The 22,003-nt window shown below is 73.9% G+C and carries 19 protein-coding genes; 6 read left to right on the top strand and 13 right to left on the bottom strand.

What is annotated here, in order from left to right; translation table 11 throughout:
* Positions 1–83: 83 nt before the first annotated feature.
* The 4 genes from ACFYU0_RS18310 to ACFYU0_RS18325 all read right to left on the bottom strand — a co-directional run bounded on the left by ACFYU0_RS18310 (position 84) and on the right by ACFYU0_RS18325 (position 2,758).
* Positions 84–848 (bottom strand): ABC transporter permease subunit, encoded by a 765-nt coding sequence (locus ACFYU0_RS18310; RefSeq protein WP_351665486.1) that lies wholly within the window; start codon positions 846–848, stop codon positions 84–86.
* Entirely contained in the window at positions 845–1,762 is a 918-nt protein-coding gene (locus tag ACFYU0_RS18315; protein ID WP_389302268.1) for an ABC transporter ATP-binding protein, read from the bottom strand. Before ACFYU0_RS18315 ends, ACFYU0_RS18310 begins: the two co-directional genes overlap by 4 nt.
* A gap of 181 nt (positions 1,763–1,943) precedes the next feature.
* Positions 1,944–2,252 (bottom strand): transcriptional regulator, encoded by a 309-nt coding sequence (locus tag ACFYU0_RS18320; RefSeq protein WP_351665490.1) that lies wholly within the window; start codon positions 2,250–2,252, stop codon positions 1,944–1,946.
* On the bottom strand, positions 2,252–2,758 hold the full coding sequence (locus ACFYU0_RS18325; protein WP_351665492.1) for a hypothetical protein: 507 nt from the start codon (positions 2,756–2,758) through the stop codon (positions 2,252–2,254). Before ACFYU0_RS18325 ends, ACFYU0_RS18320 begins: the two co-directional genes overlap by 1 nt.
* 148 nt (positions 2,759–2,906) lie before the next feature.
* Here ACFYU0_RS18325 and ACFYU0_RS18330 point away from each other — a divergent pair, with 148 nt between their 5' ends.
* Complete coding sequence (locus ACFYU0_RS18330; protein WP_351665794.1) at positions 2,907–3,869, top strand: ATP-binding cassette domain-containing protein; 963 nt, start codon at positions 2,907–2,909, stop codon at positions 3,867–3,869.
* Positions 3,866–5,041, top strand: coding sequence for an ABC transporter permease (locus ACFYU0_RS18335; protein WP_389302272.1), 1,176 nt, complete (start codon positions 3,866–3,868; stop codon positions 5,039–5,041). The genes ACFYU0_RS18330 and ACFYU0_RS18335 overlap by 4 nt, the downstream gene beginning before the upstream one ends.
* Before the next feature lie 462 nt (positions 5,042–5,503).
* On the opposite strand, the gene ACFYU0_RS18340 is transcribed toward ACFYU0_RS18335, so the two are convergent.
* Entirely contained in the window at positions 5,504–6,010 is a 507-nt protein-coding gene (locus ACFYU0_RS18340) for a MarR family winged helix-turn-helix transcriptional regulator (RefSeq protein WP_351665496.1), read from the bottom strand.
* A 79-nt stretch (positions 6,011–6,089) separates the two neighbouring features.
* Between ACFYU0_RS18340 and ACFYU0_RS18345 the strand changes: the two genes are divergently transcribed.
* The 3 genes from ACFYU0_RS18345 (at position 6,090) to ACFYU0_RS18355 (ending at position 8,966) form a co-directional block, all read left to right on the top strand.
* Positions 6,090–8,222 carry an MMPL family transporter gene (locus ACFYU0_RS18345; RefSeq protein WP_389302275.1) on the top strand — a complete coding sequence of 711 codons (2,133 nt, stop codon included), beginning with the start codon at positions 6,090–6,092 and terminating at the stop codon, positions 8,220–8,222.
* A 75-nt stretch (positions 8,223–8,297) separates the two neighbouring features.
* The gene (locus ACFYU0_RS18350; protein ID WP_351665500.1) at positions 8,298–8,639 is read left to right on the top strand and encodes a DUF3140 domain-containing protein; all 342 of its coding nucleotides are present in this window, start codon (positions 8,298–8,300) and stop codon (positions 8,637–8,639) included.
* 27 nt (positions 8,640–8,666) lie between these two features.
* Positions 8,667–8,966, top strand: coding sequence for a hypothetical protein (locus tag ACFYU0_RS18355; RefSeq protein WP_389302279.1), 300 nt, complete (start codon positions 8,667–8,669; stop codon positions 8,964–8,966).
* Between the two features lie 196 nt (positions 8,967–9,162).
* Here the strand turns inward: ACFYU0_RS18355 and ACFYU0_RS18360 are convergent, their stop codons facing one another.
* The 8 genes from ACFYU0_RS18360 to ACFYU0_RS18395 all read right to left on the bottom strand — a co-directional run bounded on the left by ACFYU0_RS18360 (position 9,163) and on the right by ACFYU0_RS18395 (position 20,833).
* Entirely contained in the window at positions 9,163–11,238 is a 2,076-nt protein-coding gene (locus ACFYU0_RS18360; RefSeq protein WP_389302281.1) for an SWIM zinc finger family protein, read from the bottom strand.
* A gap of 1,001 nt (positions 11,239–12,239) precedes the next feature.
* Positions 12,240–15,101, bottom strand: coding sequence for an SNF2-related protein (locus tag ACFYU0_RS18365; RefSeq protein ID WP_389302284.1), 2,862 nt, complete (start codon positions 15,099–15,101; stop codon positions 12,240–12,242).
* Between the two features lie 131 nt (positions 15,102–15,232).
* Positions 15,233–15,814 carry a sugar kinase gene (locus ACFYU0_RS18370; protein ID WP_351665504.1) on the bottom strand — a complete coding sequence of 194 codons (582 nt, stop codon included), beginning with the start codon at positions 15,812–15,814 and terminating at the stop codon, positions 15,233–15,235.
* The gene (locus ACFYU0_RS18375) at positions 15,811–16,956 is read right to left on the bottom strand and encodes an ROK family glucokinase (protein ID WP_351665505.1); all 1,146 of its coding nucleotides are present in this window, start codon (positions 16,954–16,956) and stop codon (positions 15,811–15,813) included. Before ACFYU0_RS18375 ends, ACFYU0_RS18370 begins: the two co-directional genes overlap by 4 nt.
* A gap of 117 nt (positions 16,957–17,073) precedes the next feature.
* Positions 17,074–17,877, bottom strand: coding sequence for an ATP-binding cassette domain-containing protein (locus ACFYU0_RS18380; RefSeq protein WP_389302792.1), 804 nt, complete (start codon positions 17,875–17,877; stop codon positions 17,074–17,076).
* On the bottom strand, positions 17,844–18,884 hold the full coding sequence (locus tag ACFYU0_RS18385; protein ID WP_351665507.1) for an ABC transporter permease: 1,041 nt from the start codon (positions 18,882–18,884) through the stop codon (positions 17,844–17,846). The genes ACFYU0_RS18380 and ACFYU0_RS18385 overlap by 34 nt, the downstream gene beginning before the upstream one ends.
* On the bottom strand, positions 18,881–19,885 hold the full coding sequence (locus ACFYU0_RS18390) for a sugar ABC transporter substrate-binding protein (RefSeq protein WP_351665508.1): 1,005 nt from the start codon (positions 19,883–19,885) through the stop codon (positions 18,881–18,883). Before ACFYU0_RS18390 ends, ACFYU0_RS18385 begins: the two co-directional genes overlap by 4 nt.
* A 210-nt stretch (positions 19,886–20,095) precedes the next feature.
* Positions 20,096–20,833: a GntR family transcriptional regulator gene (locus ACFYU0_RS18395; protein WP_389302795.1), complete on the bottom strand. Its 738-nt coding sequence runs from the start codon at positions 20,831–20,833 to the stop codon at positions 20,096–20,098.
* 129 nt (positions 20,834–20,962) lie between these two features.
* Here ACFYU0_RS18395 and ACFYU0_RS18400 point away from each other — a divergent pair, with 129 nt between their 5' ends.
* Complete coding sequence (locus tag ACFYU0_RS18400; RefSeq protein ID WP_351665509.1) at positions 20,963–21,985, top strand: Gfo/Idh/MocA family oxidoreductase; 1,023 nt, start codon at positions 20,963–20,965, stop codon at positions 21,983–21,985.
* Positions 21,986–22,003 lie beyond the last annotated feature (18 nt).

Below are 22,003 nucleotides of genomic sequence, written 5' to 3' on the forward strand. Positions count from 1 at the left end.
CCCCGCATCGCCGACGAGGGAGAGCACGCATCGGCCGCGCATAAGGTCCGCATGTGCCGGGCGCACGGACCGCACCGGTGCCGTCAGGCGTCGCGGCGCCGCAGGGCCAGGTAACCGGCGATCGCCGCGGCCGCGGTCCAGGCCGCGAGGACGGCGAGTCCGGACCACGCGTTCAGCACGTACTCGTCGGGCGCGTGCCGGTAGAGCACCAGCCCGCCGGCCTGGTCGGGCAGGAACTGCGCGGCCTTGCCGACGCCGGGGATGTTGGTGAGGATCGTCGAGACCGTGAAGAAGAGCGGCACGAGGATGCCCATGGTGATCGCGGAGGAGCGCAGAAGGACGGCGACGGCCATGGAGAACACGCTGAGCATCGTCGCGTAGAGCACTGCCCCGAACAGGGCGGGCAGCACGCCGTCGTCCGTGAGGGACACGCTCTCGTCGCCCATGGTCGCCTGGGCGAGGAGGAAACTGGTGACGGCGGCGACCGCGGAGACCGCCAGCGCCGTCAGACCGCCGGTGAGCAGCTTGGCGGCGTAGAACACTCCGCGCCGGGGCACCGCGGCCAGTGAACTGCGGATGGTCCCGGACGAGTACTCGCTGGTGACGACCAGCACCCCGAAGACCACGAGCCCGATCAGCCCCAGCCGCAGCCCGCTGAATCCGGCGGAGACGGGGTCGAAGGACGACGGGGCCGGCTTGTGCGCGTACTGGTGCTGCACGACGGCTCCGGTGAGCACGGCGAAGGCGAGGCTGAGGCCGACACAGACCGCCAGGCTCCACGGCACGGAACGCACGGTGCGCGCCTTGGACCACTCGAAACCGACGGCCGCGCCCAGGTCGTTGCTCATCGCACTGCCTCCTGCTCCGCGCGGTACTCGACGGCATCCGCGGTGAACTGCATGAACGCCTCCTCCAGAGAGGCGGTTCTCGGGCTGACCTCGTGGACGGCGATCCGGTTCTCGGCGGCCAGGGTGCCCACCGTCCTCGGGTCGGTGCCCACCGCCTCCAGCGATCCGTCGGGCCCGGTGTCCACGTGGACGCCGCGAGCGGTCAGGAGGTCGCGCACACGCTCCGGCTCCGGCGTGCGAATGAGGACGTACGACCGGGAGTTGGCGGCGATGAACTCCTCCACGGAGGTGTCGGCGAGGAGCCGGCCGCGTCCGATCACGACCAGGTGCCCGGCGGTCAGCGCCATCTCGCTCATCAGATGGCTGGAGACCAGGACCGCACGGCCCTCGTCCGCCATGCGCTTCATCAGGTCGCGGATCCACTTCACGCCCTCGGGGTCCAGGCCGTTGACCGGCTCGTCGAGCAGCAGCGCCTGCGGGTCGCCGAGGAGCGCGGCGGCGATGCCCAGCCGCTGGGCCATGCCCAGCGACAGCCCCTTCGCCCGCTTGTGCGCGACACTCGCGAGTCCGACCGTCTCCAGGAGTTCGTCGACCCGTCGCAGCGGCAGGCGGTTGCTCCGGGCCAGACCCGCCAGGTGCCCCCGCACGCTCCGGCCGCCGTGCACCGCGCGGGCGTCGAGCAGCGCGCCGACGGTGGTCAGCGGACGGGGCAGGTCCTCGTAACGCCTGCCGCCGATGAGGACTTCGCCGGAGGTGGGACGGTCGAGGCCGATCATCGCGCGGATCGTCGTGGACTTTCCGGCGCCGTTGGGCCCCAGGAAGCCGGTCACGCGGCCCGGCTCCACGCGGAAGCTCAGTTCATCGACCGCTCGGGTCTTTCCATAACATTTCGTCAGCTCTCGCACTTCGATCATCACACTGTGTCTCCCATGACTAACGTTCCGTGTATGAGCATGGGTGCCGAAAGGCGGGGCCGGGGCCGGAGTCGCCCTCAGTCGCTCCGCGCCCGTCCCGGCGCCACGTCAGACCGCGAGGTGATCCCCGGGCGACCGGAGCCGCCGCCGGCCGCCGGAAGCAACCCGCCGTTCCCAGCGGTCAGTCGGCCGGTCGCGCGGCACGCGCCGTCGCCGCGATCCGCTCCAGCGCCGCGGCATGCCGCACGAACGCCTCCCGCCCCTTCGGCGTGAGCCGTGCGAGCGTGCGCCGGGCGCCCACGCCGACCTGCTTGCGCACCTCGACGTACCCCTCGGCCGCGAGCGCCGACAACTGCTTGGACAGGGCGGAGTCACTGGTGCCGATCGCGTCCCGGATGAATCCGAACTCGGTCCATCCCGCGGGCGCCAGCAGGGCGACGATCGTCAGCCGTGGGGCCGGGTGCAGGAAAGCGTCGAAGTCGGCGTCCATCAGTACCGCCGCTCCGCCCGGCGCCGCAGCCGTGCCTCGGCGGCCCGGCGGGCACGGGGCGCCGCCAGCAGGCACGCCCCGACCACCACCGCGGCGGCGACGAGGTGGGGCGCCGGCACCCCGCCCGAGGAGAGCGCCGCCGCCAGCCCCAGGAACACCCCGAACCCGGCGATCCCGCAGACCACTCCCACCAGCGCACCCGTGGCGCCCGGCCTGTTGCGGACCGGCGCACCGTGGGTGTGGCGGACCACGATCAGCGCCACCAGCAGCAGCCCCGGGAGCAGCACCGCGCCACCCCAGGGGTTGGGCAGGTCGAAGGACGCGAAGGAGACGAACAGCAGCAGCGCCGCCGTCAGCACGGAGGAACGTGACAGGCCGAACCGCAGTTCGGCCGCACCGGACTGTTCCTGCCGTCTGCGGATGTCGTCGAGCGCGGCCTGCGCGTCGGCCGGCGTCACGGCCTGCCGGCCGAAGGGGTCCCTGTCGTGCTTGTCGTCGGACGTCATCCGTCCTCACACCCTCCTGAGGAGCACCTCTACTTTCCTATCGAGAAAGTAGCAGGTAGTTTCCTGACAGGAAAGTAGACTCCGCGCACACGTCCACAGCACAGGAAGACGGAAGGGGAGGCCCGTGAAACCTTTGCTACTCGAGGAAGTGTCGAAGCGCTTCGGAACCCGACAGGCGCTGGATTCGCTCACGTTGACCGTGCGGCCCGGGGAGATATCCGGCTTCGTCGGCGGCAACGGAGCAGGCAAGACCACTGCCATGCGCATCGGCGTCGGGGTGCTCGCTCCGGACCGCGGACAGGTGCTCTGGGGCGGGGCGCCGGTCGGGAGACTGGAGTCGGCACGGTTCGGCTATATGCCCGAGGAGCGCGGGCTGTACCCCAAGATGACCGTGGCCCGGCAGCTGATCTACTTCGGCGAGCTCCACGGGCTGTCCCACGCCGACGCCCTTGAGGCGATGGTCCGCTGGACGGAGCGGCTGCGGATCACCGAGCACCGCGACAAGCGGGTGAACACCCTCAGCCTGGGCAACCAGCAGCGCGTCCAGCTGGCCGCCGCCCTGGTCCACGATCCCGAAGTACTCGTCCTCGACGAGCCGTTCTCAGGACTCGATCCGCTCGCCGTCGACGACATGAGCGACGTCCTCCGCGAGAAGGCGGCACAGGGTGTGCCCGTGCTCTTCTCCAGCCACCAGCTGGACCTGGTCGAGCAGCTCTGCGACCGGGTCTCGATCGTGCGCGCCGGACGCCGCGTGGCCTGCGGGACCCTCGACGAGCTGCGGCCCGCGGAGGCGAGCGGCCAGGTGTACGTGGAGGTCGAGGGCGCCGGCGAGGACTGGCCCGCGGGCTGCGCCGCGGTCGCCGGCTTCCGGGCGCACCAGCAGGGGGTCCTGGTCGATCTCGCCGGGGGCCGCACCGAGAACGACCTGCTGGTGGAGGCCGTGCGGCACGGCACCGTGAGGCAGATGCGGCGCCATGTGCCCGGCCTCGCCGAACTCTTCCGCGACCTGGTCGAACCGGTCCGGGACGCGCCGCCCGCGGGCTCCGCGGCCACCGGTGCGCCGACCCCGGCGAAGACCCGTACCTCCGACCTGGACGAGGTGTCCGCGTGAAGCGCTCCGGCTCCGAGCAGCACTCGTTGAACCCGACCCGGGTCCGCCTGGTCTACGTCCGGGAACTGCGGGCGCGGATGTGCACCAGGGGCTATCTGGTCAGCCTGGTCCTGCTCTCCCTGGTCACGTTCGGTCTGGTGATCGGCTTCGACTTCATGGGGCGCAGCACCTCCGCCACCGTGACCGTCTGCGGCACTCCGGCCGCGTCGCTCGGCACCGCGCCGCCCGGAGTGCGGGTGACGTCGTGCGACGGCATGCCGGGGGCGCGCAGGCTGGTCGAGAGCAAGGACGCGGACGCGGCGGTGGTCGTCGCCGGAGGCCACGCGTCCCTCCTGACCCGCGCCGACTCCAGCGATCAGGCGCGGGCGGGCGCCGACGCGCTGGCCAGGGCCTGGGCGGGCCAACAGGCCCTGCTGCGGCAGGACGTGGACCTGGGGCGGCTGGCACGGGACACCGCGGCCGCCGAGCCCACCACCGTGACGGTCGGGAAGTCCGTGGGCTCGCTCCAACTGGGCGCCGCGGCGAGCCTGATCATCGTGTTGTTCATGCAGATCGTCAATCAGGGGTCGGTGATCGCGCAGGGCGTGGTCGAGGAGAAGTCCACCCGGGTGGTGGAGGTGCTGCTCGCCACGCTCACTCCGCTGGAACTGCTCGTGGGCAAGGTCTCCGGGATCGTCACGGCCGGCATGCTGCAGGTGGCCACGATGCTGGGCGCGGTGGCCGGGGCGCAGTCGGTGATGTCCGGGGAGACCACCGCGATGCCGGGGTTGCGGGCCCTGGCGGTGACGGTGCTCTGGTTCCTCCTGACCTTCGCCATGTTCGCCTCGCTGTACGCGGCGGCCGGGTCACTGGTGTCCAGGCCCGAGGACCTGCAGGGCGTGCTGACGCCGGTGATGCTGCTCGCCCTGGCGCCGGTCGGCGCGGCGACGGCGGCCGCCGCCCACCTCTCCGCGCCCTGGGTCTCGGTCGTGCAGTACATACCGCCCTTCTCCGGCCTGCTCATGCCGCTCAAGGCATCGGTGGGCACGGCGACCGTGCAGGAGCAGCTCGCCTCCGCCGCCGTCCTGCTGGTGGTCACGGCCTGCTGCATGCTTCTCGCCGGGAGGATCTACCGCAACTCGGTGCTGCGGGTGGGCGCGCCGGTGCGGTGGCGCCAGGCGCTGGCGGCCTGAGCCGCGCTTTCCCTCGATCGGCAGGGGACACGGGCCCGGCGGCCAACCGGCGGCCCGGCCCCTGCCCGGCTCCACGGGCGGACCGGGGCGGCGGCGCCATACGACACGGGCGGACCCATACGCCGCAGGCGGACCCTGCGACGCGGTCGGACCCATACGCCGCAGGCGAGCCACACGGCGCAGGCGGCGCCACGGGGCCGCGTGCCACGCCGGCGCGTGGCAACCAACGCGTCCCACACCGCCGCGCCCCACGCCGCCGCGCCTCACGCCGCCGCGCAGCGCGCCCGACCCGCCCCGCCCTCGTCGCCGCGTTGGATGAGAGATCAGCGCGAGCAGCCATTGGACCCCGCGCTCGACGACACCCCCGACGGTCCGGCCGAAGCTCCAGTTCGGCCGCGGCCGGCGCCGGCATGCCCCGTACTTCGTGAGGCTCCGTCGGCCGGGTGCGGACTTCCCGGAACCTCAGGCGCGGGGGGCGGGCCCGCTGCGCAGGAGGGCGAGTTCCCGGTTGATCTCCACGAGGAACCGGGAGACCACGGCCAGCTCCTCGCCGCTGAAGCGCTGCCGCGCGGCCTCGGTGCCGCGGGCCAGGGGCTGGAAGAAGTCCCGGGCGACGCCTCTGGCCGCCTCCGCGTAGTGCAGGTGGACGACGCGGCGGTCGTCGGCCGCGCGGACGCGCCGGATGTGCCCCGCCCGCTCCAGGCGGTCCAGACAGGCGGTCATGGCGCCGGAGGTCAGATCGAGCAGCCCGCGCAGCCGCCCGGGCGTCATGGGCCCCTCCTCCGGATCGGCGTCCAGGATCGCGACGAGTGCCTGGACGTCGGTGAGGTGGAGGCCCTGCGTCTGGGCGAACTCGTGGGCGATGCGGTTGAACTCGCCGTTGAGCCGTCGTAGAAGGACCGCGAAGTACTGCAACCCCGTGGGGTCGTCCGCCGGAAGAGACGGCGAGGCGTGTTCGGTCCCGTGCATCGCCCCAGTATATGGTTACTCAATCATTGAGATACTTCACGACTGAGTTATTCGGTCGCACAGAAATTCGAGGAGACGCATGAGAGCGACACCCGGCCGGACCCGTTGGCTCGTGCCGCTCGTGCTGCTGTTCGTCTGGCTCGGCGTGGGCGGAACGCTCGGGCCCTACGCCGGGAAGCTGGGCGAGGTCGCGACCAACGACCAGTCCGCCTTTCTCCCGCAGAGCGCGGAGTCGACCAAGGTGCTCAAGGCCCGCGAGGCGTTCGACGAGGCGGAGACCCTGCCCGCGATCGTCGTCTGGACGGCGGACGGCAAGCCCATCGCGGATGACCGGCGCGCCACCGCCACCCGGGCCGTCGGCGCACTCGCCGGGCGGACCGGGATCGTCGGCGCGCCCTCGCCCGCGCTGCCGTCCGAGGACGGCAAGGCGCTGCAGGCCGTCGTCCAGCTGCGGCCGGACCTCGGCGACCGGCTGCCCGACGTGCTGGACACCGTGCGCGAGGCCGCGAGGAGCGTGCCGGGCACGACCGCGGAGATCGCGGGCCCGGCGGCGAGCCAGGCCGACCTGGGGGACGCGTTCGCCGGCATCGACGGGCTGCTGCTGGGCGTGGCGCTGGGCGCCGTGCTGGTGATCCTGCTCCTGGTCTACCGGAGCGTCCTGTTGCCCTTCGTGATCATCCTCGGGGCGGTGTTCGCCCTCGGCCTGGCCTGCGCGGTCGTCTACGTGCTGGCCGACCACGACGTGGTCCGGGTGGACGGTCAGGTGCAGGGCATCCTGTCCATCCTCGTGATCGGCGCCGCCACCGACTACGCGCTGCTGCTGGCCGCGCGGTTCCGCGAGGAACTGGCGACGGGCCAGGACCGTGCCGCGGCCGCGCTGGCGGCGGTGCGCAGGTCGTTCGGCGCGATCACCGCAAGCGCCGCCACCGTGGCCCTCGCGCTGCTGGCGCTGCTGGCCAGCGACCTCACCAACAACCGCGCGCTCGGGCCGGTCGGCGCCATCGGCATCGTCTGCGCCGTGCTCTCCGCGCTCACCTTCCTGCCGGCCGTGCTGGCGCTGCTGGGGCGCACCGCCTACTGGCCGTCCCGGCCGCGGGAGTCGGACGCCTCCATGGAGGGGCACGGCGTGTGGCACCGTGTCGCCGGCAAGGTGGGCGCCCGTCCGCGCGCGGTCTGGGCGGTGACGGCGATCGGTCTGGCCGCGCTCGCGGCCTTCGCCCCCTCGCTGTCCGCGAAGGGTGTGCCGCTCGACGAGATCTTCGTGAACGACGCCCCCTCGGTCGCCGCCCAGAAGACCCTCGGCGAGCACTTCCCCGGCGGCTCCGGCAACCCGGCCGTCATCATCGCCGACGCCGGCCGGGCCGCTCAGGTGACCGCCGCGGCGAAGGGCACCGAGGGCGTGGCGTCGGCCGCCGCCGTCTCGGCGTCCGGGCGGCCCGGCGGCGGAGCGCCGAAGGTCGTGGATGGGCGGGTCCGCATCGACGCCACCCTGGAGGCCGCGGCGGACAGCGACGCCGCCAAGCGGACGATCGAGCGGCTGCGCACGCGGGTGCACGCGGTGCCCGGGGCCGACGCGCTGGTGGGCGGCTACACGGCCCAGCAGTACGACACCCAGCAGACCTCCGCCCGGGACCGCACCGTCATCGTGCCGGTCGTCCTCGGGATCATCCTGCTGATCCTCGTGCTGCTGCTGCGCTCCCTGCTCGTGCCGGTGCTGCTGGTGGCGACGGTGGCGCTCAACTTCCTGGCCACGCTCGGCGTTTCCTCCCTCGTGTTCAAGCACGTGTTCGGGTTCGGCGGGGCGGACGCGTCGGTGCCGCTGTACGGGTTCGTCTTCCTGGTGGCGCTGGGCGTCGACTACAACATCTTCCTGATGTCCCGGGTGCGGGAGGAGGCGCTCGTGCACGGCAACCGGCAGGGTGTGCTGCGCGGTCTGACCACGACCGGAGGGGTGATCACCTCGGCCGGCATGGTGCTGGCCGCGACGTTCGCCGCGCTGACGGTGATCCCGCTGGCCTTCCTGGTGCAGATCGCCTTCATCGTGGCCTTCGGCGTGCTGCTGGACACCCTGGTGGTCCGCTCGCTGCTGGTCCCGGCCCTGGTGCTCGACATCGGCCCGCGGGCCTGGTGGCCCAGTGTCCTGCCGCCCGACGGCGTCGCGCCCGTGCCCGGCGCGCGCGAGGCCGGCGGGGTGGAGGGCGCCGGGGTCTGAGGATGCGCGCACCGGTGATCTGGACGAACCTGGGCGAGTGAGACAACCGGGTGACGTGAGGGGTGACCATCGTTGATGTCCGCACAGAAGAGCGGCAGCGAGGACGACGACGTCCGGCACGCGTTCGGCGACGCCGTCAACATGACGGCAGGCGAACTCGAAAAGTGGCTGGAGACCGACGAGTCGAAGAGCGTGGGGCAGAGTGACGGCGGCGAGAGCGTCGGACACGAGTCCGGGCGGCGCATCGTCACCCTGCTGCGCACCAAGAAGGCGGATCTCGGCGAGGACGACATCGCCCACATGCGCAAGGTGGTCGGCTACGTCAGGCGCCACGTCGAGCAGCGCCCCGACGGCGACGTCACCGACACCAGATGGCGCTACTCGCTCATGAACTGGGGCCACGATCCGAAGAAGTGACCGGCCGGCGGGACCATCTGGGAGCTGGTGCTGGACGGCGCCGGCACGGTAAAGGCGTGCACACCGCGGGCACTGGAGCTGCTGGGCGGGGCGGACACGGCCCCGAGCGGGCTCGACCTGCCCTCGCTCGTGACGGATCCCGCGGTGCGGGACCGCTTGGCCGGTGCCGCCGCCGGCCGGGACGCCTGCGCCCGGGTGACGCTGCGCCGCCCCGGCGGCGGCCGGCTGGACGTCGACGCGCAGGTGGCGTCGCTCACCGGAGACACCGGGGCGTGCTTCCTCGTACGGCTGCTGCCCGCGGCGGAGTCGGCACGCGAGGACGCGTAGGGGACGCGGGTGGCGCTGTCCGGCGACGGTCTCGCCGCCGCCGACCCGCGCGCGCAGCAGCGGCTGGACCTGTCGCACGGGGCGGCGGTGCGCATCGGCGCCCCCCCCCCGTCGCGTGTGGGGTGGCCGTGCACGACGGCCTGATCGCGGCCTTCCCCACCCTGTGAGCCGTGCCCCGGACACCGGGGGGCGCGGCCTACAGGTCGTCCGGGGCGCCCAGGCCGGTCAGGGCTCCCACCGGGTCCGGGTCGGGAGTGCCGCGGGGCCACCAGTCGTCCTGGCCCGGCTCCGACTCGTAGGCGTACCACAGGCCGTCGCGGCCCAGCCGGAGCTGGACGTGGCCGCGCGGGTGGGTGAGGTGGTTGCGCCAGGGCCGGAACGCCGGGAGGTCGGCGGCGAGCAGCAGCGGGCGGGCCCGGTCGAAGCGGCCGGCCGGCGGGTCCCAGGGGCCCTCCAGGACGGCCAGCCCCTCCTCGCCGCCCTGCCGCCAGGCGGCGACCGCGCGGGCCAGGTCGGCCGGGGTGCGGCCGACGGCCGCGGCCAGCGTGGCGTACAGGGCGCGGGTGGCGGCGGTCAGGCCGGAGCCCGGCCGGGCCGCGGCGAGCCGTACGGCGTCCTGCCAGAGCGTGAGTTCGGCGACCGGGTCGCGTCCGGTGGTGAGCAGCGCGTGCGCGCGGGCGGCGGCGTCGGTGGCGAGCTGGTCCAGCGCGAGGGGGTCCGGGCCGCCGGGCGCGGCCGGGTACACCGGCGGCTGCTCGGGGTGCGGCGGCACGGGCAGCGGGCGGGGCGGCGCGGGCAGCCGGCGCGGGGCGAGGGCCTCGGTCGCGCGGACGCCGGGCAGGGACCGCGGCGCCCCCTCCTGAGCGGCGCGGGCCGCCCGGGCGGCGCTGCGGCGGGACAGCGCGTCCAGCAGCTCGCGTTCGCCTCGGCCGCGCAGCAGGAGCAGCACGAAGGGGTCGGCGTCGAGCAGGCGTGCCGTCTGGTAGCAGAGGGCGGCCGCGTGCTTGCACGGGTGGCCGGAGTCGGGGCAGCTGCAGCGCGGGGCGAGATCGCCGGGGCCGGGCAGCAGGGGCACACCGCAGTCGGCGAGCGACTCGGGCAGCTCCTTGTCGAGCAGCGCCGCGATGTGGCCCGGCCGGTCCGCGGCCGTGTCCAGGAACCGCTCCCAGTCGCCGTCGTCCAGGGTCCGCAGGCGCACCTGCACCCGGTACGGCCGCGGGCGGCTCCCGCGCACGTACGCCAGCACCGAGCCCGGGGTCACCGTGATCGCGTCCACGTTGCCCGCGTCCGCGTAACCCCGGCCCCGGACCAGCCTCTTGACGTCCAGCGCACCCCGCTCCAGCGCCTCCACCCAGGCGTTCCCCCACCAGGTCCCGGCGAACGCCGAGCCCTCCGCCGAAACTCCGCGGGCCGCGAACGCCGGGAAGGTGCGCCGGAGTTCGGAGTCCCGGTGCGGTGTCGCCATGCTGCCGGGCACCTGCGGGGACGCGGCCGGACGGTCGCCCGTGCGGCCTGGGGCGCCGACGCCACCGGGCTCGTGCTTGGCCCCTGAGATTTCCGGGGCCCGGGGCGTATCGGGCGTATCCGGGCCCTCAGGCGTCTCCGAGACGTCCGAGCCGTCCGGGTCGTCCGGACCGTCGGTCCATGAGGGCATGCGGAAGGCGCTGTTCAGGAACTGCCGCATGTCCCGCGCGGCTTGCACCCGTGCGGCCCCGGGCTGCCCGGACCCGCTGGGCGACGGGGACGGGCCGGCGGCACGGCGCGCGGACGCGCTCCGCCCGCGCCGCGCGCCGCCTTCCGCCGCCCGCGCCGCCTCCCGCCGAGCCGCACGCAACGCCTCCCGCGCGACATCACCCGGACGCCCTGCGGAGGACGGGGCCGCGTGAGAGGAGGGCGCGTCGGTGGGCGGGGCCATGTGAGAGGCGGGTGCTTCGACGGGCAGGGCCGCGTCGGAGGACGAGGCTGCGTCGGAAGACGAGGCTGCGTCCGAGGAGGGCGCGCCGGCGGGCGGGGCCGCGTCGGAAGACGAGGCTGCGTCGGAAGACGAGGCTGCGTCGGAAGACGAGGCTGCGTCGGAAGACGAGGCTGCGTCGGAAGACGAGGCTGCGTCGGAAGACGAGGGCGGCTCCGACGACGTGTCGGCATCGGTGGGCAGCGGCGCGTCGGTTGACGAGGCATCCTCGGTCGGCGGGATCGGATCTGCGGACGGGGCCGGGCCAGAGGACGGAGCCGCATCGGCAGGCCGGGCAGCCTCGGACGACGACCCCGGCAAGGACGAAGCCTCCGTCACCGGACCTGGCAGGCCGGCGGGCGGCCGGACTTCGGCGGCCCGAATCCCGTCCTCGGGCTCCGCTACAGCAGGCGTCCGGAGCGCACCGGAGGACGCCGCGCCTCCGGACGGCCGGCCTTCCGCGGCCGGCGACAGGGCGGACCGCCGGGCGTCGGCCAGGGCCGAGTCGGCGAACGACGCGGCCTCCGACGCCGGGAGCGGGTCGTCGGACGACCGGCCCGAGGAGGACGAAGCCCCAGTCACCGGCCCCGGCCGACCAGCGGACGGCCGACTCTCTGCGGCCGGCGACAGGGCGGACCGCCGGGCGTCGGCCCGGCCCGACTCGGCGGACGACTCCGCCTCCGACCCCGAGCGCGGGGCGTCGGACGACCGGCCCGAGGAGGACGAAGCCCCAGTCACCGGCCCCGGCCGACCAGCGGACGGCCGACTCTCTGCGGCCGGCGGCACGGCAGACCACCGGGCGTCGGCACGGGCCGAGTCGGCGGACGACCCCGCCTCCGACGCCGGGAGCGGGTCGTCGGACGACCGGCCCGGCGGGGACGAAACCCCAGCCGCCGACCCCGACCGACCAGCGGACGGCCGGCCCTCGGCGGCCGGCGGCACGGCAGACCACCGGGCGTCGGCACGGGCCGAGTCGATGGACGACCCCGCCTCCGACGCCGGGGGCGGGTCGTCGGGCGCCCGGCCCGGCGGGGACGAAGCCCCGGTCGCCGGCCCCGGCCGGGCTTCGGCGGCGGGCCGCTGGGTGTCCGCGGGGGCCGGGGCGGATGTCGCGGCTCGCAGGGCCGCTCTCGCGATGTCGGCGGGGCGGGGCTCGGCGGTGCCGGCGGGTTCCGCGCCGGACTCGGTGCCGGGCTCCGGTGCGGTGGTGGCCGGTGGGTTCTCCGGCTCGGGGGCCGTCCCGTTGCCGGCGGTCCCCGTGCGCCGGCGGGCCGCGCGCAGGGCCTCTCGGGCGGCGTCGCCGGGGCGTGGCTCCCCGGGCGTCATGACGTCCTCCGCAGGGAGACGAGGTCGGAGAGTTCGCGGTCCGTCAGTTCGGTCAGGGCGGCCTCGCCGGAGCCGAGGATGGCGTCGGCCAGGGCTCGTTTGGCGGCGAGCATCTCGGCGATGCGGTCCTCGACGGTGCCCTCGGTGACCAGGCGGTGGACCTGGACGGGCTGGGTCTGGCCGATGCGGTAGGCGCGGTCGGTGGCCTGCTCCTCGACGGCCGGGTTCCACCAGCGGTCGAAGTGCACGACATGGCCAGCACGGGTGAGGTTCAGGCCCGTGCCGGCCGCCTTCAGCGAGAGCACCAGCACCGGGGTCCCGCCGCTCTGGAAGCGGTCGACCATGCGCTCGCGCTCAGCCACCGGCGTGCCGCCGTGCAGCAGGTCCACCGGGACCGCGCGGGCGGACAGGTGGGCGGTGATGAGCCGGGCCATGCCGACGTACTGGGTGAAGACGAGGGCGGAGCCGTCCTCGGCGAGCACGGTGTCCAGCAGCTCGTCCAGCAACGCGAGTTTGCCGGAGCGGGCGGCCAGGCGGTCGGCGCGGGCGTCCTCCTTGAGGTACAGGGCGGGGTGGTCGCAGATCTGCTTCAGGGCGCCGAGCAGTTTCAGGACCAGGCCCCGCCGGCCGATGCCCTCCGCGGTCTCGATGGCGAGCATGGACTCGCGCACCACCGCCTCGTACAGCGCGGCCTGCTCACGGGTGAGCGGCACCGGGTGGTCGGTCTCGGTCTTGGGCGGCAGTTCGGGGACGATGCCGGGGTCGGACTTCTTGCGGCGCAGCAGGAAGGGGCGGACCAGCCGGGACAGCCGCTCCACCGCCTCCTGGTCCTCGCCGTTCTCCACCGCGCGGGCGTGCCGGGCGCGGAAGGACTTCAGCGGGCCGAGCAGGCCGGGGGTGGTCCAGTCGAGCAGGGCCCACAGTTCGGAGAGGTTGTTCTCCACCGGGGTGCCGGTGAGGGCCACGCGCGCGGGCGCCGGGATGGTACGCAGCGCCTTCGCGGTCGCGGAGTACGGGTTCTTCACGTGCTGCGCCTCGTCGGCGACGACCATCCCCCAGGGCTGCTCGGCGAGCTGCCCGGCGGCGGAGCGCATCGTGCCGTACGTGGTGAGGACGAAGCCGCCGGCCAGGCCGTCGAGGGTGCGGTCGGGGCCGTGGAAGCGGCGGACGGGCACGCCGGGCGCGAACCGGGTGATCTCGCGCTGCCAGTTGCCCAGCAGGGACGCGGGGCAGACCACCAGGGTCGGCTCGGTGCGGGCCCGCTTCAGGTGCAGGGCGATCAGCGTGATCGTCTTGCCGAGGCCCATGTCGTCGGCGAGGCAGCCGCCGAGGCCGAGGGAGGTCATCAGATCGAGCCAGGCCAGACCGCGCAGCTGGTAGTCGCGCAGTGTGGCGTCGAGTCCGGCGGGCGGTTCGGCCGGGCGCAGTCCGGCGGTGAGGCGGTCGCGCAGGGCGGCCAGCGCGCCGGTGGGGACGGCCTCGACGCGTGCGCCGTCCACCTCGGCGGTGCCGGTGAGCGCGACGGACAGGGCGTCGACGGGGTCGAGCAGGCCCAGTTCGCGTTTGCGGGCCTTGCGGACCAGGGCGGGATCGACCAGCACCCAGCGGTCGCGGAGCCGGACGACCGGCCGGTGGGCCTCGGCGAGCGCGTCCATCTCGGCCTCGCTGAGCGGTTCCCCGCCGAGTGCGAGCTGCCAGCTGAACCGCAGCAGCTCCTCGCTCTCGAAGAACCCGGTGCCGTCGGTCGCCGAGCCGGGCGCCGGGCGCACCACGGCGGCGGCGCTGAGGTCGCGGGCGAGGTCGCGGGGCCAGTGCACGGCCACCCCGGCCGCGCCGAGCCGGGCGGCGGCCACGCCGAGCAGGTCGCCGAGTTCCTCCTCCGACAGGGCGAGGACGTCGGGCACGTCCTGCTCGGTGAGCCGGTGCAGCGGCGGCCACACCCGGGCGGCGCGGCGTACGGCCAGGGCGGCGTCCACCTGGGCGCGCGGGCCGAACGCCGCGTCCGCCTCGCCGGCCCACAGTGCGGCCGCGTCGGTCATCAGGGTCGGGTCGGCGAGGCTGTGCACCTGGACGATCGCGGCGCCGGCGGCGCGGGCTCCTCCGACGGCATCGGCGTCGAAGACGTCGGACGCGGACAGGTCGAGGCGCAGTGAGATCCGTACCCCCGCGTCCATGCCGGCGGCGACCTCCGCGGCCCAGTCGTGGGCGTGCGGGAGGGACTGGGGCTCCCGGGCGGCGAAGGGCCGGCCCGCGGTGTGGGCGGCGGCGGGGGTGCGGGGCAGGGTGTCGGCGACCGCGTCCAGGAAGGACCGGACCAGTGCCTCCGGCTCGGGCAGCCGCAGCGGGCCCGGCTCCGGCAGCGGGACGGCGTGCCCCTCGGGCGGCAGGGCGGCGGCCACCTGGCGCAGGTGGGCGATGTCGTCGGGTTCCAGCGGACCGGCCCGCCAGGCGTCGTGGCCGCCCGGGGTGAGGCCGGGCAGCAGCCGGCCGCGGGCGACGAGGCGCAGGGCGTGCAGCGCGGCGGCGCCCCAGCAGACGGTGGCCGGGTGGGCGGCCGGGTCGCGCCGGGCGCGGACCAGCAGGGGCAGGGCGTCGGCGATCGGCAGGGTGAGCGCGGGCACCTGCCGGCGGCGGGCGCCCGCTCCGTGGCGCCGTACGACGGTCAGCTCCTCGACGGCGGGCGCTCCGGACCCGGTGTCGGTGGGCAGCGGGCCGCCCTCGGGGTCCCAGAAGGCGATCCGGCTCTCGCGCGGGAGGGGCGCGGGCAGGTAGACGGACGCGAGGCGCACCGGTACCGGGTTCCCGGTCCGGCCGGGCGCTCCCCTGGATCCCGCGACCGCGGTCGTGCCGCCGCTCATACGTTCTGCCACCTCCCGCCCTGGTCCTGGACCGACCGGACGTCCTCGACTCTACGGGCGGGGTCCGACAACCGGGTCCGGCGGCCGGGCGGCCCGGGCGCCGCGGGCCGGGGGGGCCGCCCGGAACGGCGCTACGGGACCGTGCGGGAGACGACGTACACCATCGGGTAGTTCGGGTCGGCCATGTTCACGAGCACGTCCTGGGTGGGCGCCGGGTTCTTCTGCGGATGGGCCAGTCCGTACCACTGGCCGGGTCCGGAGAAGTTCCAGCCGGAGACCTTCCGGTCCCGGGCGCTGATCGGCTTGAGGTCCTTCTTCAGCTCGTCCCGGCGTACGCCCATGGCGCCCAGGAAGGCGTCCAGGCCGGCGCTGTTGGTGCGGAACTCTATGTAGAGCCGGCTGGTCTTCCAGTTGTTGGTCTCGTAGTACGCGATGTAGTCGGCGGGGTGCGGCACGGCCACCTGGTAGAGGCGGCGCTGCACCTTGGAGGGGAAGCCCGGGGCGAGGCCGGTCGCCGAGTACTTCGCCTCCTTGTCCTTGCCGCTGCTGCGGCTCTGGTTGGCGGAGATCACCAGGTAGCCCGCCGGGACGCCGATGAGCAGCACGATGATCAGCAGGGTCAGCACCCTGCGCTTCGCCTTGTGGCGGGGGTCCTCCACGGCGCGGCGCGGCTCGTCCGGCGGCGCGGCCTGGTGCGGCAGCGATGTGGTCATGCGGTGTCCTGGTCGCGGCGGGCCTGTGCGTACCGCTCGTAGCGCTCGTGGCGTTCCACCCGGCGCCGCTTGGCCCGCCGGAACCGCCGGGCGACCAGCCGGGCGAGGTCGGCGGCGCCCACCATGCCGGCCTCGGGGCCGAGCTGGGCGCGGGTGATGCGGGCCTCGGGGCGGTAGCCGCGGCCCGTGAGGTGGCGTTTGAAGGCGTCCCGGGCGGGGCCGATGAGCAGGTCGTCGGCGGCGCTGACGCCGCCGCCGATCACGAAGCAGGACGGATCGAGGGCCGCCGCGAGGTTGGCGATGCCGACGCCGAGCCACTGGCCGATGTCCTGCAGCAGCTCGATGCACATGGCGTCGCCCTCGCGGGCCAGCTCGGTGATCATCGGGCCGGAGATGTCGTCGACGGCGCCCTTGACGTGCTCGATGATCCCGTAGGCCACCGGGGAGTCGGCCGCAGCCAGCTCCTTGGCCTCGCGGACGAGCGCGTTGCCGGAGCTGTACTGCTCCCAGCAGCCGCGGTTGCCGCACGGGCACCGGTGGCCGCCGGGCACCACCTGCATGTGGCCGAACTCGCCGGCGACGCCGTACTTGCCGCGCTTGACCTGGCCGTCCTCCAGGATGGCGCCGCCGATGCCGGTGCCGAGGGTGATCATGACCAGGTGGTCCTCGCCGCGTCCGGCGCCGAAGCGCCACTCCGCCCAGGCGGCGGTGTTCGCGTCGTTGTCCACCAGCACCGGAACGGACAGGCGGCTGGCGAGGCGGTCCCGCAGGGGCTCGTTGCGCCAGGACAGGTGGGGGGCGAACAGGACGCGGTTGCGGTCGGCGTCGACCCAGCCGGCGGCGCCGATGCCGACCGCGTGCACGTCGTGCCGGTCGGACAGGTCCAGGACCAGCTCGGCGATGGTGTCCTCGACGACCTTGGGGCTCTTCGACTTGTCCGGGGTCTCCGTGCGGAGCTTCTCCAGGATGTTGCCGTCCGCGTCCACCACGCCCGCCATGACCTTGGTGCCGCCGATGTCGATGCCGACCGTGGGCACGCGCGGCGCGGTCAGGTGCGAGCGGCGTTCCCTTGTCCCGACCGTGCGGAGCACGGGGGCTCGACGGGAGCCGATGGGGGCGGTGAGGTCGCGGTAGGTGCTCATCGTTGCTCGATTCTGCCGCACGCTCACGCCTGGTGCGGCAAGGGGGAGCGGAGGAGGGCGCGCGATCGGCGCCGGGCACGGGCCCGTCCCGGCGGATCGCGCGGTTCCCAGCGCCCCTCAGCGACGCTGCAGTTCGTGGCGCAGGGCGTCGAGGTCGGACCCTCCCGCCATCTGCCGGGTCAGCTCGTCCAGGGTGATCCCGTCCCTTGTGTGATTGCCCACCATCGTGCCCCGCCGCAGCAGGACGAACCGGTCGCCCACCAGGTACGCGTGGTGCGGGTTGTGGGTGATCAGTACGACGCCGAGGCCCTCGTCGCGTGCCGCGGCCACGTACTTCAGCACCACGCCCGACTGCTTCACGCCCAGCGCCGCCGTCGGCTCGTCCAGGATCAGGACCTTGGCGCCGAAGTGGACGGCGCGGGCGATCGCCACGCACTGGCGCTCGCCGCCGGAGAGGGTGCCGATGGGCTGGTCGACGTCGCGCAGGTCGATGCCCATGCGGAGCAGGGCCTCGCGCGTGGTGCGGCGCATGAGGTCGATGTCCAGGCGCTTGAAGGGGCCCACGCCCTTGCGGGGCTCCGAGCCGAGGAAGAAGTTGCGCCAGACCGGCATCAGGGGAACGACGGCGAGGTCCTGGTAGACCGTGGCGATGCCGCGGTCCAGGGCCTCGCGCGGGGAGGAGAGGGCGGTCTCCTCGCCCTCGATGCGCAGGGTGCCGCCGTCGTGCCGGTGCAGGCCCGCGACGATCTTGATCAGGGTGGACTTGCCGGCCCCGTTGTCGCCGAGGACGCAGGTGATCTCCCCGGCGTTGACCTCCAGGGAGACGCCTTCGAGGGCGCGGACGGTGCCGTAGTGCTTGCTGACGTCGGTCAGCTCGACGAGGGACGTCACTTGTTGGCCTCCGCGCGCTTGCGGACCCAGGCGTTGAGCAGGGTCGCGAGGAGCAGCATCGCTCCGAGGAAGAACTTGAACCAGTCCGGGTTCCACTCGGCGAAGACGATGCCCTTGCTGGTCATGCCGAACAGGAGCGCGCCGACCGCGGAGCCGACGGCGCTGCCGTAGCCGCCGGTGATGAGGCAGCCGCCGATGACGGCCGCGATGATGTAGATCAGCTCGTTGCCGACGCCCTCGCCGGACTGGACGGCGTCGAAGGAGAAGAGCAGGTGCTGCCCGGAGATCCAGGCGCCGAGCGCCACGCCCATGTAGAGGCCGATCTTCGTCCTGGCGACCGGCACGCCGACCGCGCGGGCCGCGTCCTGGTTGCCGCCGGCCGCGAAGATCCAGTTGCCGGCGCGGGTGCGCAGCAGGATCCAGGAGCCGAGGGCGACCAGGCCCAGCCACCACAGGATGGTGACCTTGAAGTCGACGCCGCCGACCGTGAGGGTCGAGGCGAAGACGGCGCGGGCGCTCGCGAAGCCCTCCATGTCCGCGATGCTCTTGGTGGAGACCGTGTCGTCGATCAGCTTGGTGAAGCCGAGGTTCATACCGGTCAGCATCAGGAAGGTGCCGAGCGTGATGATGAAGCTGGGCAGCCCGGTGCGGGTGAGCATGAAGCCGTTGAACGCGCCGATGGCCAGGGTGACCAGCAGCGACACGCCCACGCCGACCCAGGTGTTCGCCGTCATCTGGTAGCTGAACATCGACGAGACCAGCGCCGAGGACGTCACCAGGACGCCGGCGGACAGGTCGAACTCGCCGCCGATCATCAGCAGCGCCACGGGGACGGCCATGATGCCGATGGTCGAGGAGGCGTACAGGACGGTGCTGAGGCTGGCGGTGCGCAGGAAGCCGTCGGCGGCGAAGGCGAAGAAGACGAAGACGGCGAGCGCGCCGACCACCGAGCCCAGCTCCGGGCGGGCGAGCAGTTTCCGCAGCGGCGAGCCGGCCAGGAGTCTCTCGTCCGGCGCCTGTTCCAGGGTGGCGTTCACCGGGTGCCCCGCTCGGTGTACTCGGCCAGCGAGGCGGCCTGGTCCTTGGTGACGATCTGCGGGCCGGTCAGCACGGGCCGGCCGCCGCCGAGGACGTCGCCGTTGTACTTGTACAGCCAGAGCAGGTCCACGGCCTGGTAGCCCTGGAGGTAGGGCTGCTGGTCCACGGCGAAGCCGAGGGTGCCGTCCTTCAGCTCGGCGGCGACCTTGGCGTTGAGGTCGAAGGTGTCGATCTCCGCCTCGCTGCCCGCGCCCTTCTTCGCCTGCACGGCGGTGTCGGCGTAGGGGGCGCCGAGGGTGACGACCGCGTCGACGGAGCTGTCCGCCTGGAGCTTGGCCTCGATCGCGGACTGCACGTCGGGCATGTTGGTGCCGTTGACGTACAGCTTGCGCACGGTGCCGTGGAAGGTCTTGGCCACGCCGTCGCAGCGCTGCTCGTGGCCCACGTTGCCCTGCTCGTGCAGGACGCACAGGGCCTTCTTCCTGCCGCGCTTGTTCAGCTCCTCGCCGACGGCCTCGCCGGCGACGGTCTCGTCCTGGCCGATGTGGGTGAGGGCGCCGAAGGCCTTGGACTCCTCGGAGCCGGAGTTCACGGTGATCACCGGGATGCCGGCCTTCTCGGCGCGGGCGACGGCGGCCTTGAGTGCGTCGGGCTTGGCGAGGGTGACGATGATGGCGTCGACCTTCTTGTCGACCGCCGCGTCCACGAGCTGGGCCTGCTGCTGGGCCTCGTCGTCGTGCGAGTACAGGAAGTTGATGTTGTCCTTGAGCGCGGCCTGCTTGGCGCCGCTCTGCACGATGTCCCAGAAGGTGTCGCCGTCTCCCGAGTGGGTGACCATAGCGAAGGTCCAGCGGGGGGTGTTCACCGCCGCCCGACCCTGGGCCGCGGCGGCCTTGCGGGCGTCCTCCGCCCGTTTGCCGCCGGTGCTGCTGCACCCGGCGAGGGACACGGAGAGTGCCCCTGCCAGCGCTATGCCTACCCAGGTCCGAAACCGTGCCACGAGGCCGTGCCCTTCTTGCCGTGTCCGTCCGTACGCAAGGGGCCGGCGATCATCTCGGCGGCCCCCAACACTCCAGTATCGAACACGGGGAACACCCGTGACACCGCCGGGGAGCCCCTGCCCGTCACCTTGTCAGGACATTGCGACGTGCGGCGGGCCGGGCGGTCAGGGGGGTACGGGCCCGGCGGTCGGGGACGAACGGGCGGCGGCTCAGGGGCGCACCAGGAGCTGGAACTCGAAGGAGTAGCGGCTCGGACGGTAGGTGTGGTCGCCGTACTCCACCGCGCGGCCGGTGTCGTCGTAGGTGGTGCGCCGCATGGTGAGCAGCGGGGCGCCCTCCGCCTCGGACAGCCGCTCGGCCTCGGCGGCCGTGGCGCCCCGGGCGCCGATGGACTGGCGGGCGCTGTGCAGGGTGATCCCGGCGGAGCGCATCAGCCGGTACAGGCCGGTGGCCTCCAGCCGGCCGGTCTCCAGGTCGAGCAGACCCGGCGGCAGGTGGTTGGTCAGGTACGCCATCGGCTCACCGTGCGCGAGGCGCAGCCGCTCGACGCGGTGGACGTCACCGCCCTCGGGCACCCCGAGCGCCGCGGCGATCTCGGCGGAGGCCGGTTCGACGGTGTTGACCAGGACCTTCGTCTCGGGCCGCTGCCCGGCGGCCTCCAGGTCGTCGTAGAGGCTGCTCAGCTCCAGAGGGCGCTTGACCTGGCTGTGCACGACCTGGGTGCCCACGCCCCGGCGGCGGACCAGCAGGCCCTTGTCGACGAGCGACTGGATGGCCTGGCGGACCGTGGGCCGGGACAGGCCGAGCCGGGCGGCCAGCTCGATCTCGTTGCCCAGCAGGCTGCCCGGCGTGAGGCCGCCGTGCTCGATCGCGGCCTCCAGCTGCTGGGAGAGCTGGAAGTACAACGGCACCGGGGAACTGCGGTCCACCCGGAGATCGAGTGTCACGGTCGGGTCCACAACTGGTTTGGGCACGGCTCGAGCGTAGTCGCGTGCCCGGTTGACGGGAAGTCGTGTAGTCCGGTTGTCCGGACATGACGATTGACAGGGCCCCGGGTCGGCCCTCACTTTGTTTCCATGCGCATCGGGGTCATCGGTACGGGCCGCATCGGCACCATTCATGCGAACACGCTCAGCCGCCATCGCGAGGTCGGGTCGCTGATCCTGACCGACGCGGACCCGGCGCGGGCACAGGAGCTGGCGCACCGGCTGGGCGAGACGGCGGCGCCCGGGGTGGACGAGATCTTCCGCTGGGGCGTGGACGCGGTGGTGATCACCACCGCGACCGCGGCGCACGCTGAGCTGATCGGCCGGGCGGCCCGGTCCGGCCTCCCGGTCTTCTGCGAGAAACCCATAGCGCTCGACCTGCCGGGGACGCTGCACGCGCTCGCCGAGGTCGAGGCGGCGGGCACGGTGCTGCAGATGGGGTTCCAGCGGCGCTTCGACGCGGGCTACGCGGGCGCCCGGGAGGCGGTGCGCTCGGGCCGGCTGGGGCGGCTGCACACCGTGCGGGCCATGACCTCCGACCAGTCCCCTCCCCCGCCGGAGTGGCTGCCGCTGTCCGGCGGCCTGTTCCGCGACACCCTGATCCACGACTTCGACGTGCTGCGCTGGGTGACGGGTCGCGAGGTCACGGACGTGTACGCGGCCGGTTCGGACGCCGGGCCGCCGATGTTCCGCCAGGCCGGGGACGTCAGCACCGGCGGGGCCCTGCTCACCCTGGACGACGGCACGCTGGCCACGGCGACGGCGACCCGGCTGAACGGCGCGGGATACGACGTCCGGATGGAGCTGGCCGGCGAGCGGGACACGGTCGTGGTCGGCCTGGACGACCGTACGCCGGTGGCGTCCACCGAGCCGACCGGGCCGCCGCCCGCGTCCAGGCCCTGGACCGGGTTCCTGGAGCGCTTCGGGCCCGCCTACGAGGCCGAGCTGTGCGCCTTCGTCGAGGTGCTGCGCGGTGAGCGGCCCAACCCGTGCGACGGGCAGGAGGCCCTGCAGGCGCTGCGGATCGCCGAGGCCTGCGAGGTGTCCCGGCGGGAGCGCCGCCCGGTGCGGCTGCTGGAGATCCAGGACCGGGTCCAGCCGTCGTACGGCTGAACCCGTGCCGTACGGCGG

It is taken from the genome of Streptomyces sp. NPDC003720 (genome assembly GCF_042875075.1).
Classification (GTDB): domain Bacteria; phylum Actinomycetota; class Actinomycetes; order Streptomycetales; family Streptomycetaceae; genus Streptomyces.

Coding starts and splice junctions, on each gene's coding strand:
- ACFYU0_RS18310 (WP_351665486.1), bottom strand. CDS start 848: ATGAGCAACGACCTGGGCGCGGCCGTCGGTTTCGAGTGGTCCAAGGCG.
- ACFYU0_RS18315 (WP_389302268.1), bottom strand. CDS start 1,762: ATGATCGAAGTGCGAGAGCTGACGAAATGTTATGGAAAGACCCGAGCG.
- ACFYU0_RS18320 (WP_351665490.1), bottom strand. CDS start 2,252: ATGGACGCCGACTTCGACGCTTTCCTGCACCCGGCCCCACGGCTGACG.
- ACFYU0_RS18325 (WP_351665492.1), bottom strand. CDS start 2,758: ATGACGTCCGACGACAAGCACGACAGGGACCCCTTCGGCCGGCAGGCC.
- ACFYU0_RS18340 (WP_351665496.1), bottom strand. CDS start 6,010: ATGCACGGGACCGAACACGCCTCGCCGTCTCTTCCGGCGGACGACCCC.
- ACFYU0_RS18345 (WP_389302275.1), top strand. CDS start 6,090: ATGAGAGCGACACCCGGCCGGACCCGTTGGCTCGTGCCGCTCGTGCTG.
- ACFYU0_RS18350 (WP_351665500.1), top strand. CDS start 8,298: ATGTCCGCACAGAAGAGCGGCAGCGAGGACGACGACGTCCGGCACGCG.
- ACFYU0_RS18365 (WP_389302284.1), bottom strand. CDS start 15,101: ATGAGCGGCGGCACGACCGCGGTCGCGGGATCCAGGGGAGCGCCCGGC.
- ACFYU0_RS18370 (WP_351665504.1), bottom strand. CDS start 15,814: ATGACCACATCGCTGCCGCACCAGGCCGCGCCGCCGGACGAGCCGCGC.
- ACFYU0_RS18375 (WP_351665505.1), bottom strand. CDS start 16,956: ATGAGCACCTACCGCGACCTCACCGCCCCCATCGGCTCCCGTCGAGCC.
- ACFYU0_RS18400 (WP_351665509.1), top strand. CDS start 20,963: ATGCGCATCGGGGTCATCGGTACGGGCCGCATCGGCACCATTCATGCG.